Source organism: Aurantibacillus circumpalustris, assembly GCF_029625215.1.
GTDB lineage: Bacteria > Bacteroidota > Bacteroidia > B-17B0 > Aurantibacillaceae > Aurantibacillus > Aurantibacillus circumpalustris.
Genome location: NZ_CP121197.1, coordinates 1,328,937 through 1,343,008, shown reverse-complemented (window position 1 = coordinate 1,343,008; position 14,072 = coordinate 1,328,937). Strand labels below are relative to the sequence as shown.

General features: G+C 36.9%; 16 protein-coding genes. 10 read left to right on the top strand and 6 right to left on the bottom strand.

The features are described 5' to 3' along the window. Positions 1-8: 8 nt before the first annotated feature. From P2086_RS05655 to P2086_RS05630, 6 genes are all read right to left on the bottom strand, one after another. Complete coding sequence (locus P2086_RS05655; protein WP_317899469.1) at positions 9-1,037, bottom strand: T9SS type A sorting domain-containing protein; 1,029 nt, start codon at positions 1,035-1,037, stop codon at positions 9-11. Positions 1,038-1,459: 422 nt separating this feature from the next. Continuing rightward, positions 1,460-1,822 carry a BlaI/MecI/CopY family transcriptional regulator gene (locus P2086_RS05650; protein WP_317899468.1) on the bottom strand — a complete coding sequence of 121 codons (363 nt, stop codon included), beginning with the start codon at positions 1,820-1,822 and terminating at the stop codon, positions 1,460-1,462. A gap of 12 nt (positions 1,823-1,834) precedes the next feature. Further along, positions 1,835-3,088: a M56 family metallopeptidase gene (locus tag P2086_RS05645; RefSeq protein ID WP_317899467.1), complete on the bottom strand. Its 1,254-nt coding sequence runs from the start codon at positions 3,086-3,088 to the stop codon at positions 1,835-1,837. An 820-nt stretch (positions 3,089-3,908) separates the two neighbouring features. After that, positions 3,909-5,072 (bottom strand): tyrosine-type recombinase/integrase, encoded by a 1,164-nt coding sequence (locus P2086_RS05640; RefSeq protein WP_317899466.1) that lies wholly within the window; start codon positions 5,070-5,072, stop codon positions 3,909-3,911. A 118-nt stretch (positions 5,073-5,190) separates the two neighbouring features. Beyond that, positions 5,191-6,246, bottom strand: a complete 1,056-nt coding sequence (recA, locus tag P2086_RS05635) for a recombinase RecA (RefSeq protein ID WP_317899465.1) — start codon at positions 6,244-6,246, stop codon at positions 5,191-5,193. Positions 6,247-7,223: 977 nt separating this feature from the next. Continuing rightward, the gene (locus P2086_RS05630; RefSeq protein ID WP_317899464.1) at positions 7,224-7,661 is read right to left on the bottom strand and encodes a helix-turn-helix domain-containing protein; all 438 of its coding nucleotides are present in this window, start codon (positions 7,659-7,661) and stop codon (positions 7,224-7,226) included. Between the two features lie 113 nt (positions 7,662-7,774). Between P2086_RS05630 and P2086_RS05625 the strand changes: the two genes are divergently transcribed. The 10 genes from P2086_RS05625 to P2086_RS05580 all read left to right on the top strand — a co-directional run bounded on the left by P2086_RS05625 (position 7,775) and on the right by P2086_RS05580 (position 14,045). Next, positions 7,775-8,023, top strand: a complete 249-nt coding sequence (locus P2086_RS05625; RefSeq protein WP_317899463.1) for a hypothetical protein — start codon at positions 7,775-7,777, stop codon at positions 8,021-8,023. A gap of 11 nt (positions 8,024-8,034) precedes the next feature. Next, the gene (locus P2086_RS05620) at positions 8,035-10,047 is read left to right on the top strand and encodes a hypothetical protein (protein ID WP_317899462.1); all 2,013 of its coding nucleotides are present in this window, start codon (positions 8,035-8,037) and stop codon (positions 10,045-10,047) included. 7 nt (positions 10,048-10,054) lie between these two features. Then, complete coding sequence (locus tag P2086_RS05615; RefSeq protein ID WP_317899461.1) at positions 10,055-10,324, top strand: hypothetical protein; 270 nt, start codon at positions 10,055-10,057, stop codon at positions 10,322-10,324. Positions 10,325-10,328: 4 nt separating this feature from the next. Beyond that, positions 10,329-11,198, top strand: a complete 870-nt coding sequence (locus P2086_RS05610) for an AAA family ATPase (RefSeq protein ID WP_317899460.1) — start codon at positions 10,329-10,331, stop codon at positions 11,196-11,198. A gap of 4 nt (positions 11,199-11,202) precedes the next feature. Beyond that, entirely contained in the window at positions 11,203-11,820 is a 618-nt protein-coding gene (locus P2086_RS05605; RefSeq protein WP_317899459.1) for a hypothetical protein, read from the top strand. Between the two features lie 83 nt (positions 11,821-11,903). Next, positions 11,904-12,344 carry a hypothetical protein gene (locus P2086_RS05600; RefSeq protein ID WP_317899458.1) on the top strand — a complete coding sequence of 147 codons (441 nt, stop codon included), beginning with the start codon at positions 11,904-11,906 and terminating at the stop codon, positions 12,342-12,344. Beyond that, positions 12,334-12,678, top strand: a complete 345-nt coding sequence (locus tag P2086_RS05595; RefSeq protein WP_317899457.1) for a helix-turn-helix domain-containing protein — start codon at positions 12,334-12,336, stop codon at positions 12,676-12,678. Before P2086_RS05600 ends, P2086_RS05595 begins: the two co-directional genes overlap by 11 nt. Further along, the gene (locus tag P2086_RS05590) at positions 12,675-12,983 is read left to right on the top strand and encodes a hypothetical protein (RefSeq protein WP_317899456.1); all 309 of its coding nucleotides are present in this window, start codon (positions 12,675-12,677) and stop codon (positions 12,981-12,983) included. Before P2086_RS05595 ends, P2086_RS05590 begins: the two co-directional genes overlap by 4 nt. A 16-nt stretch (positions 12,984-12,999) precedes the next feature. After that, positions 13,000-13,515: a host-nuclease inhibitor Gam family protein gene (locus tag P2086_RS05585; protein WP_317899455.1), complete on the top strand. Its 516-nt coding sequence runs from the start codon at positions 13,000-13,002 to the stop codon at positions 13,513-13,515. A 113-nt stretch (positions 13,516-13,628) separates the two neighbouring features. Continuing rightward, the gene (locus P2086_RS05580) at positions 13,629-14,045 is read left to right on the top strand and encodes a hypothetical protein (RefSeq protein WP_317899454.1); all 417 of its coding nucleotides are present in this window, start codon (positions 13,629-13,631) and stop codon (positions 14,043-14,045) included. The last annotated feature ends 27 nt before the right edge of the window (positions 14,046-14,072 follow it).

Genomic DNA, 14,072 nt, shown 5'->3' with positions numbered 1-14,072 from the left:
GAATTAAATTACTCTTTAACAATTTTTTTTCTGATTGATCCCTTATCTGTTACTATTTCGGCAATGTAGATGCCAGTTGGTAATTCGGAGAAATTAATAACGTTTTTATCATCGGCTAAAACTAACTCCCCTAGATGATTATAAAGTTTCGTTGAACTCAATGTAATGCCATTATTTAAATGTATACCGAAACTGCTCTGTGTTGGATTTGGATACAAAATAACATCCTGGTTATTTAACGTATTTTCTTTAAGACCAACCACAATATAATTCGCACTCCCCGTTGCATTTCCCGTAACGGTAGCCGAACTTGTTAAAACGGTAGTGAACTTACTGTAATTTATACTTATTACGGGAAATTTAAATAAAGGCGAATAATAATCGTAAGTAGTTTGTTTGAACGTGGCCACTTGTGTGGGTGGAAAACCGGCAATAAGCGAGGCATTAAAATTAATTGACTGAATACTTTTAACTCTTATTACATTAGTCAAAACGCTACCCATAGCTAAATTAAGTGTTCCAATTCCGTCTGCACTGCTTGTTATACTTCCGCTAAACGTTCCATTCACAGAAAAAGTAAAAGTACCCGATAAATTATCTGTTGAAGTAGAACCATATGTAATCGGATATTTTGCAATGATGGCAGAATTTGTGAATGTGAGAGAAATAGAACTGATGTTCAAGGCCAATAATTCTGTCTGTGTAGTGGGACTGGTTGTAGATTTTAAATATGTATATAATCCTGTAGATTCTTGAACTAAATTACAGCCGGAATAGTTTGAAGAGCTTGGAACACTCGCTGCGCTTAAATAATTATCTTTTAATAAGGGTTCAAAACCAACAATTTTTGTAAAGTCCCAGGTAACATTATTACCGATTACATTTATTGGAAGCCCAGAAGAATAAGCTGAAGTGTCAAGTCCAAATGTGCTCTCCACATCGCCGGCAACGGGCCCGTTAAAAGCTTGCGTAAGAGTTGTTTGAGAAAAAAGTAAATGGCTTAGGCTAATAAAAACACATAATAAATAATTCTTCATTTGAATAATTTTGATAGAGATAAATATACGTAAAAAACAGCTTCAAATTTGGGGTAGCCTAGATAAAAGTCTACGGTCTTTCTACTGTAAGCATCGGTTATCAGACTCAAATAAGCAAAACCATCGTTTAAACGAATGTGATATCACTTACCCCGTGTCAATGAGTTTTGTTGACGTCCAACGGCTCGGTTGATATCGTTTTCCAAGCAGAAGCCATGCCTGTCGTCCGTAATGTTAAATGTAGTCCACCGAAAATTTACCCCTTTTTAATATGAGAAACGCACTGGCCTTCGCACGGCCGAATTTCTCATATTAAAAAGAGTTCGCTGTTGCTTCTCAAAAGATGTTCATAATTATTTCTGCTTTACATAGGAGGTGCTGTTACAGGTATGTGTGCCGCGCACAGCTTGGTGTCCTGAAGTCTAAGATATTTTATTTATAATATTCTTCATTTTTTCTATTTCCCTTTTACTAAGTTTTTCTTCATTGATCATAAATGATAGAAGTGTTGAAGGAGAGTCGCTAAAATAACCCGACAACATTTTTTTCACTTTAATTTTTCGATAATCCGCTTGAGAAATCGCTGGATAATATTCGTATGTTTTTCCGTATGTGTTATATTTTAAATATCCTTTATTGGCAAGAATTCTTGCTACAGATGAAATTGTGTTGTATGGTGGTTTCGGTTTGTCAGGAATTTCAGCTAATACGTCTTTTACAAACGCTTTTTTTAACTCCCAGAATATTAGCATAATACGTTCCTCTGCTTTTGTTAATTCATCCATGACAATCCTTATCTATTTTACCTGTTTACCTTTTGAATATTCACCCTTTAAAACTATATAATTAGCATGTCCTTTTGTTTCAAATTTTAGTAAAGCACAGCCTGTAACTTCCTTTTTACTATCGAGATCGAATTTAATAGTTCTTTCACTATTATCAGTATATGAGAATATGCTATCTGCTTCAAAATGTAATGCAACAGTTCCATTGACAAATAACTTATCATCCTTAAGTATTATTTCCATTGGCTTTAGCTCAAAGTTAATGTCTCTTTTTGATGGAAAATATACACCGCAATATTTTTTTAATTTCAAACCCTTTACTTCATTTCGTATTTTGGAATTCGCTTTAGGATTTTTTAAATAGGAGAATGATAATAACAACATTGCAGTGAGCGGAACGAGAACAAAGAATATAAGTTTATATTTTGGAGAAGTCCTAGGTTTTGCAATCATCAAAATTCTACGTTTAATATGTTCGCCTGTAAAACTTGTTGCGAGATCAAATACATTAGTGTCGGATGCTAAGGTTAATAATAGCTGGGCGTATGCCTTTTTATTTTCGCCATGTCCAGCAATTCTTTCATCAACTATATATTCGTGAATTTCTTTAATGGATTTCTTTAAATAGTTTACAGTTGGGTTGAACCAAAATACTATACCAACAAGTTCAACAAATAAAATGTCAAGTGTGTGGTATTGTTTTACGTGAACCATTTCATGGTTCTTTATAACCTGCAGTTCATAAGAAGAAAGATCTTTATAAGTGTTATTAATAAAAATATAATTAAGAAAAGAGAAAGCAGGTGTCTCAGTTTTAAGATAAACGATCCAATAATTTCCTTCTTTTACCTTAGAGTTTTTTTTAATCAAGCTACTTATTTCCACCAAATTCTTGATAACGAAATAGGATTTATAAATAATTCCAATCATATAAACTATAAAAACAATGAATAGAACCATTTTGAGTATAGAAATCCCTGAATTAGCTTGAATAAAATTTGGATCGTTATTTACAACTGTGGTCGCTGTCTGTTTTGCCTGCATTAAAAACGTATTTGGAAATGAATCGGTCTGAATTAATTTGACTGACCATTCAATCGGAATGACAATTAATGGTATAATTAAAGTAAGAGCCATGCTAATTAATAGATAAAATCTCATCCATGAGAAATTCGTCTTGTTAGCAATAAGTATTCTGTAAGTTTCTATAAAGAGAATCAAACATAGAGAACTCTCAAAGAGATATTTAAAAATTAAATTAACCATAATTGTAGTTTTTAAAGATTATGAAACAAATGTATAACTTATATTTCAGTTATACAACTTAATTATACGTTAATCAACTTATTTGTCCGTTTTATACCGTCAATTGTCTATAGAGTGAGGTTGATGTCCTTGTTTGTTTCGATGCCCCGGTGGCTTACCAGTAACGGATTCTGGGCTTGCGTGCGTTTTTGCTAGTCCAAGTTAAGTATTTGTACAGTAACACGCAAAAATGACGCAATTGCCCAGTGTTATGTGCAGTTGGCAGTCTAGGCGGTGCGGTGGGGCCACGTAGTTGTCCAGTGGCCACAACTGTTAAGTCTAGCCCAGGAAGTTTGGAGTTTTAGTCTACAATATGGCGCTAATCTTTCTGATTGGCGCCGTCTTGGAGACGTGAGGGGAGAAGGCCATTTAGTTTTTGAGAACAAAAAAGTCCAGATGCTACATTTTGTAGTAAAATTTGACTTTGTAAATTTTTAAAAATAACTTTGTCAAGTTGTTTTAACGACGCCAGTCGTTTGAAAGCGAGCTTTCACGATGTCGATCGAAACAACTTGGCAGCCAAAAAAATTACTGTCATAATTTTTTCACAAGCAGCTGGCCTTATTCTCCAAAAAATTAAATTGATTCCTCTCCTCAAAACTACACTTCACACAGGCGGTCACCTGGACAATTGCACATAACTACCATATACCCGCTATAAACTTTCGCTTATCCAACATACATATGGGAGATTGGCGAATGTTTATAGCTTTTTAGATTTTCTCGTTTTTATGAGAATTTCTTGGGCTTTCTCAGATAGTTGTACTAAAATAAACATTTTCTATAAAGTATCAAATGGTGAAATAATGCGTTGAATACTCAAATTACTTACGTGGGTATATATCTCCGTTGTTCTACTACTGTTGTGCCCCAAAATTTCTTGTATATAACGTAAATCGGTGCCTCCCTCTAATAAATGCGTTGCGTAACTGTGTCTCAACCAATGCAGAGTTACGGGTTTTCGAATGCCCGCTTTCGAAACTGCATTCCTCAGCACTTGTTGTAAACTACGATCATCATACATCTGTCCTTTTGTTTGCCCTTCAAATAGAAAAAAATCACCCTTCTGTATTCTTAGATGTTCGGAAATTAAAGCTACTACCTTATCACTCAAAGGAACAATGCGATCCTTTTTACCTTTCGACTGTTTTATAATTAATAGTTTTCGTCTTTCATCAACGTGTTCTGGCTTTAGCCTCAATAACTCCCCGCAGCGTAAACCACAGGCATAAATCAAACTTAACATGGTTTTGTGTTTAATGTTATTTAAGGCGTTCAAAATCCACTTAACTTCTTCCTTACTCAAGACATTAGGCAGCAACTTCGCTCTTTTTGGTCTATATATTAGCTCAACATCCATCGACCGTTTTTGAACAGTGCGAAAAAATAGTTTCACTGCGTTTACGACTTGATTTTGATAGGAAGCCGATAATTTATGCAGAATAATATACTGATTGTTAAAAACAATTAAATCTTCATTCGTTATATCATCAACCGCTTTATTAGGAAAATATCGCAAAAAAACACGTAGCGCTTCAGTGTATGTACTAATAGTGCTTTCACTATATCTACGCGAACGCATCCAATATTCTAAAGTTTTTACATTTCCTTCCTGATCAGGATTTAATTCCGCCAATTGTTTTGCTGGAGATTTTATAACCGTAACTGATTCGTTGTGAGTTTTTGATGAACTTATTTCCACAATCACAGACTCTTTAGCTGCAACGTCAAAATGAATCTCAGCAAGGCCTTGCACTAATTTTAAAATTTCTTTGGTTAACGAACTAGTGTAGGGCGCATACCAAGTGCGCAGTGTTGCACTCCACTTTAGTTGCGGCAATTTTCTTAAACAACGTAACAATTCATTGTTTTTTTCGAATGAGATTTTGACAATGTCAATTTTTTTATGCTTATCTCTTCCAAGAATAACTTTGGGTGTTTGCATAATCAAAGTTACTACGGTTTAATTCAAAGTCTTACTACAATTTATAGTATGATAAAAAAACAAAAGCCACCCTTTTCAGAATGGCTTTCATTTAACAAATCTCTAAAAAACAAGCTACCTATTCGGCAGGAGCATTCTCAGCGCTCAATATGTCTTTTATTTTTCCTTCGATTTCATCGGCCAAATCAGGATTTTCAGCAAACAGGTTTTTAACCGAGTCGCGTCCTTGCCCTAATTTAGTGTCTTCGTAACTGAACCACGATCCAGCTTTTTTAATAATTCCCTTTTCAACACCTATATCAATAATCTCACCAACCTTACTAATACCTTCTCCAAAAATAATATCGAACTCAGCCATACGAAATGGTGGCGCCAATTTATTTTTTACAACTTTAACACGAGCACGGTTACCTGCTACTACGTCGCCTTCTTTTAACTGACTTATTCTACGAATATCCAAACGTACCGAAGCATAAAACTTTAAAGCATTACCTCCCGTTGTTGTTTCAGGATTTCCAAACATAATGCCAATTTTTTCACGCAACTGATTAATAAAAATACAGCAACAGCCTGTTTTATTAATTGTACCTGTTAATTTACGAAGCGCCTGACTCATTAAACGTGCTTGCAAACCCATGCGGCTATCACCCATTTCACCTTCAATTTCGGCTTTTGGCGTAAGAGCGGCAACAGAGTCAACAACAACTAAATCAACAGCGCCGCTGCGAATCAAATTGTCTGCAATCTCCAGGGCTTGTTCCCCATTATCGGGTTGTGATATTAAAAGACTTCCAGTATCTACACCTAATTTTTCAGCATAAAAACGATCAAAAGCATGTTCAGCATCTATAAAGGCAGCAATGCCACCACTTTTTTGCACATTGGCAATAGCATGAATGGCTAAAGTTGTTTTACCTGAAGATTCTGGCCCGTATATTTCAACCACACGACCTTTTGGTAAACCGCCAATACCAAGAGCAATATCAAGACCTAAAGATCCTGTTGAAATGGCTTCGATGGCTTCAATTTTAGCATCACCCAGTTTCATTACAGTACCTTTACCATACGTTTTTTCTAGTTTGTCCAATGTTAATTGAAGTGCTTTTAGCTTTTCTGAACTAACCGCTTTTTTGTCATTTACCTCCATTACATCTTCTGAGTTTTTCTTTGCCATGATATATTTCTTATTTATTGATTACGTATTTTATCAAAGTTAGTCTTGTTCTAATTGCCTTTGCCACTTTCTTATTCACGCTTTACTAACTAAGCTCTTCACAAAAGTATGTGTTATCGTAGCAGCACCTTGCTATGATTTGTAGTATTCATAAAATTTGTTTTAAAATCAAATGCTTAGAGCTGTTTTTTAAGGGGGTCAAAACCAAAAGTGATAAAGAGAGTATCTCCAAAAAAGCCGAAAAAGCCCGTTAACATTGAAGATTAGCCCAAAAAGCCGAAAACCTTATTCAAAACGAAAAGTACATATTAGGTGTATAGTTGGTTAATTACAGGGTACATTTTATCAATTACTCATTATCAACTATAAAAAGCCGAAAAAACCCAATAAAACCGCCATTTAACCGCGTTTTAATCAGATCAACTATACACGCGTCAAATTAACTAACAAAGGGCTTAAAGCCTTTATTTTATAGGCCTTGCGGCCTTTTTTGTTTTATGACCAAAAAGGTTAATTTTCTACCGATAAAAGTGTAAAAAACGACGAAAAAACATAGTTGGGCGGACGGTTGGGCGGACAGTTGGGCATACTTTTTAAGTGTTTTGTTGTGATTTAATACCCTTAAAAAAGTGTTTAAACGGCATAAAAAGCCACATACACCAACCCTTATTTCCTTAGTTTTGACAATAGAAATAGTAAAACGTCAGTTTATTTGACTGAAAAGCAGTTGATTAGCCTTAATTGGGCTGAAAAAACGGGGTGAAAATGGGGTGAAGTCTAGTTTAATCTGACTTTGGGAGGCGTACTATGTACTACTGGTTTTTTATTTGAAAACTTATGTATTAATTCTAAGTCTTTGATTACGGAAAGTAATTGTTTAACAATGCCACAGGTTTGGCAATTTGGATGCTTGGGGATGTCCATAAATATAGTTTTGTGATTTGTGTAACTTTATAACGTGTAAAAACGCTGGCTTGTTACATTTTTTTCTCTTTATTTTCCTTGCTAGACAAGGATTTGAGCATGGTGAGCAAATTGTTATTACTCGTCGTTAAATCTGCATTATCTGTCGAAAGTATTTTATTGAGAGATTCTAAAGTTGTGACCCTTTTATGTAGAGTTTCGTTTTCCAAAAGCAAATAAGACATATTTAAGTCCTTTTTCTCGTAAGCCGTTTGCGCTTCGTTAACTGTTGTAAAGTTTGGATCGGATATGTCTTTATGTAATAAGTCGTCAAGAGAAATGTTATAATACTTGGCGAGTTTTACTAAATCTTCGAAGCCCGGTTTAGAAGCTCCGGTTTCATAGTTTGCAATGCGGCTTCTTGACGGATGCCCCAAATCACTAGCTACATCAGGCTGATTCTTGCCTAATTGCTCTCTTAAATATTTGAGGTTTTTAGCGAAAAACTCCATTTACGTCAAATTAACAATACGATTGTTGATAAGTATGTAAGTTTTATTTGACATTTTAACTCTTTAGTCAAATAATCTGACTTATATTTGTACCGTATTCGGGACAAATGTATATGAAAAATTCAATACCATCAAAATTTAAACACTTACCGCTTACTCACATTACTGGTGAGCAAGTAAAATTCTTAGCTACAGAAGCGGATTGCGAAGAGAATTACGTGAGAAAAATAGTTTCGGCAAGAAGGCCAATAAACTCGGCTTTAGCTAAAATAATTTACAAAGCAGCTAAAAAATTGAACAGACATATTGAAAACGGCCAGCAGAAAGCAAAGGAGATAATTATTGTAGGAGAAAACGATTAAACACTGAAAGCATGGAATATTACAAAGACAAGTTATGTATTAGCGGATCGATGTTGATAATGAGGGACGGAAACCCCGATGGCCTTATATCAAAATCGTTGTGGGACAAATGGGTTAAGAGTGGTGTTAATGTTATGCGCCGCGCTTGCAATGGCCAGTCTGCTTTAGTTGAGTTTAATAGTATACCTCAAAAATATCGCGATATGATTTCAGCTAAGTATGGCGAGGTTACAGAGCAAGCAACAATAAAGCCTTTTAAAGATAAAATAATTGCCGATTCGAAAGCTATAAGTTTTTACAGCGACTATACATTATCTGACGGCAGAAAATTACCATCGGATACACAGCGCGAGTATAGTATTAACGCGGCTGTTCTTAATGCGATAAAAGAAACGCACACAAACGCCAAAGAGGTGCGCAGTAAGCTAGGTGCGAGTTTAAATAAGTTTTGGCATAACGCTGTAACCGCTGTAAATAATGTTAGAGCCGAATTAAAACACTCCTTACCATCTACATCGGTAACACTTAGCAGGAAGTACTCTAAATATTTAAGCGAAGGTTATGCTGGGTTGATTAGCGGTAAATACTGCAATGATAACAGTCGCAAGGTAAACGACAAAATTGAAAATCTTATTATGAGCCTTTACACGATGCCGAATAAGCCTTTCGCATCAACGGTTCACTCGTTATACATTCAATTCTTAACCGGACACATACAAGTTGCGGACAGAAAAACAGGAGAGCTTTTTAATCCACTTGATTTTTACGAAAACGACAGCCCGATTGTAATTGGTGAGACAACGGTTTGGAATTATTTAAACCAAGCGCAAAATAGAAGCGTGGTTGATAAGATAAGAATGGGATCACACAGATATAACAATGTTCACAGACCACACCACCACAGACACGCGCCTGAGTTTTCGTTTAGTAAAATATCGATGGACGATAGAGATTTACCGCGCAAGTGCAACAATGGTAAATGGGTTAAGGCTTATTACGCTTACGATGTAACTAGTGGATGCGTAATTGGCTACTCGCATAGTTTGTTTAAAAATGAAGAGTTGTTTTTAGACTGTATGCGCGACCTGTTTAGATTGATTGAACGCGAGCAATTTGGAATGCCGATGGAGGTTGAAGTTGAACATCACTTAGTAAATAAATTCTTTGATGATTTAGGCGTGATGTTTCCTTTTGTGCGCGTTTGTAACGCTGGAAACTCACAAGAGAAAAGAGCAGAGCACTTTAATCGCGCTAAAAAATACGGTGTTGAAATGAAAACACAAAACGGCATAGGCCGTTGGTGGAGTAAACACGAAGCTTACACCGTAGACCGCGATAAAAAAGGCGATGAGTTTGTTGAAAAAAACCAACTGCCTTACGAGAGACTTGTTGCAGATGATGTGCAAGCTTGTAAAGATTACAACAACCAGTTACACCCAAAACAAAAAAAGTATCCCGGCAAAACTCGCTGGCAAGTGTTAACTGAAAACATGAATCCTAATTCGCCAACCGTAAGCAAAGCAATTGTTTACCGCGCGATTGGAAACAAAACAGTAACAAGTATACGCCGCAACCATTACGCAACAGTTTTAGGTTCTAAGTACGGAATAGGCAGCTTTTCTATAATGGATAAACTAACACCGGGAAATTACACCGTAGACGCGTTTTATCTGCCAAATGAAGAGGGTTTGATTAGCGAAGTGTATTTGTACCAAGGCGAGTTGTTTTTATGTAAGGCAGACAAGATAATTGCTTACAACGAAAGTAAAGCTGAAGCCACCTCGATAGATTACGAAAATTACCGCCGCCAAAGTAGTGTGGTAAGTGAATTTGATGCAGCCACTAAAAACAGCAAACAAGAATTAGCCGCGGCTGTGATTATTGAAAGTAAAATTTTGAACGAGGCGCTAGAAACTGAAGCTGAAATAAAAGAGGAGGTTGTTGAAGAGCCGTTTAACCCGGATGCAATCACAGACCAATACAGCCAAGAGAATGACGAACAAGAAGCAATTGACAATTTATAAATAACCAATGACAAACAACCTGATTTGTAAATGTTGCGGAAATGCACACGGTATAATTGGAGAGGTTGTTTGCCCGGTAGGTTTTAACAAAGCGAATTTACCTATGAGCCACGAAAATAAAAACGAACCACCTTTTGCTTTAGAGGTTGAGTTAAGTGAAAAAACAAAAGCGTTTAACCGGGAGCAAGAAAGAAGGGTGAAGGAGTTGGAAAAGGAATACCGAATGGATGAGGCAAACCAAAGACTTAAAGAAATAATTAAATCTCAAAAAAAATAAATCTATGATAACCACAGAAGCAAAAAGCAAAATAGTAAAAGCCTTAAAAGAGCAACGCGGCATGTATATCGGAAGCGATAAAGGGTTCTCGACAAAAATAGGTATTAACGCTGCGCAATGGAGCAGACTTAGCAACGGCAACTTTTTTCAGGTAGTAAGTGATGGCCAATGGATAAGTTTAGCGCGACTTGCCGAGGTTGATTTAAAAGGCAACAGTAAATGGAATACGGCAAAAACTCCCGTTTACAACACGATTACAGCGCAACTTAAAAAGTGCCAAGAGAAAAGTATAAGCGCGATTTTTTGTGATGATGCCGGAATTGGTAAAACATACAGCGCGCGGGTTTATGTGCGCGAAAATAAAGGCGCGGTTTACATTGATTGCAGCCAAGTAAAAACGAGACAAAAATTAGTTAGACAAATTGCGCGCGAGTTCGGGGTTGAGCACGTTGGAAAGTATAGTAATGTTTATGGAGATTTGTGTTACTACATAACTAGCGCGGCTCATAACCCCCTTGTTATTTTAGACGAGGTTGGCGATTTAGAATACTCTGCCTTTTTAGAATTAAAAGCATTATGGAATGCTACCGAGAACGCTTGCGGCTGGTATATGATGGGCGCAGATGGGTTAAAAGAAAAGATACGCCGATCAATAGAATGTAAACGGGTTGGTTATGCGGAAATTTTTAGCCGCTACGGTAAAAGATACCAGCGCAGCACGCCAATGGGAGCGGACGAGCAAAAAGCTTTTACAATGGCACAGGCCACCGCAGTAATAAAAGCGAATGCACCTGAAGGTGTTGATGTACAAAAGATTTTAATTAAAACAGAAGGCAGCTTGCGCCGCATACCTACAGAACTTAAAAAACTGTAGACGTATGGCGAGAGCATTAAGTGTAAGCGAACTATACGCAAAGAAACGAAAGCTTTTAGCTTTTGAAGGAGAGTGGGAAAAACACCTCGGCCAACCGGAGCCTTTTAAAACTTGGTTGATTTGGGGAGATAGCAGCAACGGAAAAACAACCTACGTTTTGAAGCTTGCAAAATACCTCTCGCAATTTGGAAAAGTGCTATACAACAGCATGGAAGAGGGAGATAGCGAGAGTATGAAAAAAGCGTTTAAGCGCGTAGGAATGGAAGATGTGAGACGGCGCGTAATGCTGTTGGATAACGAGCCGATGAACGAATTAGAGGAGCGGCTTAAAAAAAAGAAAGCACCAAAGATTGTAATAATTGACACGGTGCAGTACTCGGAAATGACCTTTAGCCAATACAAACACCTGAAGGAAACATTACCAAACGTTCTTTGGATTTACGTGAGCCACGAAGATGGAAAATTGCCCGATGGAAAAGTGGCGAAAAGAATACGCCGGGATGCGATGATAAAAATTAGAGTTGTTGGATTTAAAGCTTTTCCAACAAGCAGATACGGCGGCACAGAGCCATACATTGTTTGGCAAGAGGGAGCAGACAAGTATCACGGATCAGAATTTTAAACAAGTAGGAATTAACCAACATACAGCACTTAAAAACAGAATAAAGACAGGTTTACACAACATTAAAAATACTTCACCACAGTATGAAATTAGAAAACAAAATACACGAATTAAAAGTACAACACAATAGAGAGTTGATACTTAAAGCCTTAAAAGGCGATGATACCATTTACCACGGAATGGTTTTTGAGCACGGACTGGAATGGATACGAAACAACATGAGCCTTAACGACGAGCAGATTGTTAGTGTTATTGGCGGCTGCAAATTGTTTTGGGCATGGTGGAGAAACCAATGGAGTTTAAGAGATGAGGCTTATATCAATTTAGTTGATTTTAAAAGACACGAGCTACCATTTGAAAACGAGTGTTTACAGGTTGCTCTTGAATTGTATAACGATACACACAATGTAAACCGATTACACATTATACCAAATCGCTTTGTGATTAACGAAGTATCTAGCGCGCTTAAAGCCTTTACAAAATTAGAAGTTGAACGTTTAAAAACCCTTATTCATGGAAAATAGCAGAAAAGAAACAATGCAAAAAGTGCTTGAAATTGTTGCGCAAGAAACCAATACAAGCGTAAGAGATATTGTTAGTAAAGGAAGACAAAGACCCATTGCGGATGCACGTAAAATATTTTGCAACGTAATGAGATCGCACCAAGAAACAACATACTCGCTTAAAGAGGTTGGCGCGTTTATTAACAGAGATCACCCAACAACACTTTTTTCGTGTAGGGCTGCTGAAAACGTAAGTAAAACCGATAAGCGTTTTGCGAATGCTTTAAACCGAGTTAGAAACCGTGTTTTTAATACATCGCCAAGTGAAGTTTACAACAACGTGCCGCAACTATGACAAAGACACAAATAGCTGAGGCGCAAAAATTAGTGTGCGAAAAAAAAGCAGAATTAAAAAACTGGTTAAGCGAGCACCATACAAACCCTTACGCAAGTGTAATTGCGCAGGACATTAGAGATTACGAAACCGAAGAGGCGCGTTTAAAGTCACTTGATCTTGTAACGTTTCCAACGCTTGACGAGATTGAATCAGCTACCTGTAAAGAGTTGATGGTGATGCTGAGAACGCTGCCTGTGCCAAAAGATGCAACTCAAATACTAATTATTCAAAAGATAAAAAACACAATAAAACTAAACCATTAAACCAAAAATAAATAACATGAGTAAAACAAGAGAAAAAAAACCAGTGATGTCGGTAAAAACTATCAACGAGGCCGAAACCGTTATGGCCGAGTATGCAACAGCGGATGCGAAGCTTGCAAAGATTAATGCTACTATGGACGAGCAAATGACGGCTATACGTAACAAGTTTACTGATCAAATAAACGAGTTAACCGAAGTGAAAGAAGAGAAGCTTAACCTCTTGCATTTTTTTGCGGAAAGCAACACGCAACTTTTTGATAAAAAGAAAAGCATTTTAATGACTCACGGAGCGATTGGCTTTAGAACCGGAACGCCAAAACTAAAAACATTAAAACGTTTTACATGGGGGTCGGTTGTTGAGTTATTAAAAATAAAATTACCTGAGTATGTGCGAACTGTTGACGAGCCAGCAAAAGACAAGTTACTTGCTGACCGTGACGACGAGAATGTAAGCAAGCATTTTGAAAAGTGCGGCATTGAAGTTGTGCAGGACGAGACGTTTTATGTTGAACTAAAAAAAGAAGCGGAATAGTATGATGAGCTTCGACGCCCAAATGGAATTGTTAGACGTACTACAGCTTGGTGCTATTATTCTGTTTGGGTGCGCTGCTCTGATTGAATTAACTGGTTTTAAAATTGATTAATATGGCATTGGTATTTATACTCTTTAGAAAATTTATTGTTTTCCTTGTTAGTAAAGGAATATTATCACCACCAAAAAAGCATGTGTATGTGATACACACAATGGTGTTTGTTGACAAAAAAATGGTGTTGCAATTTCCGTGTGAAATTACCGCAACAAGCCGCAGGGCTGCAAGGCATCAATTAAAAAAACACTTATCGTTTACCACAGGTTCTGAAGCGATTGGCGGTAAATGGATTGGCCGCTATCGCGAGTTTTATGTACAACTGTATGTTAGACACCAAGGCAAAATAATACACTCGTTTGCAGCGCAAATAACAGCGGCTAAAAGGCGCGAGGCAAAGTTTGATATTACCAAACGATTAAATTACAAAACCGCATCAATTGCACGAAAAGACCGTTTGATTAAACACGGTTAAAACGCTATAAAAACACTCATTAAACCC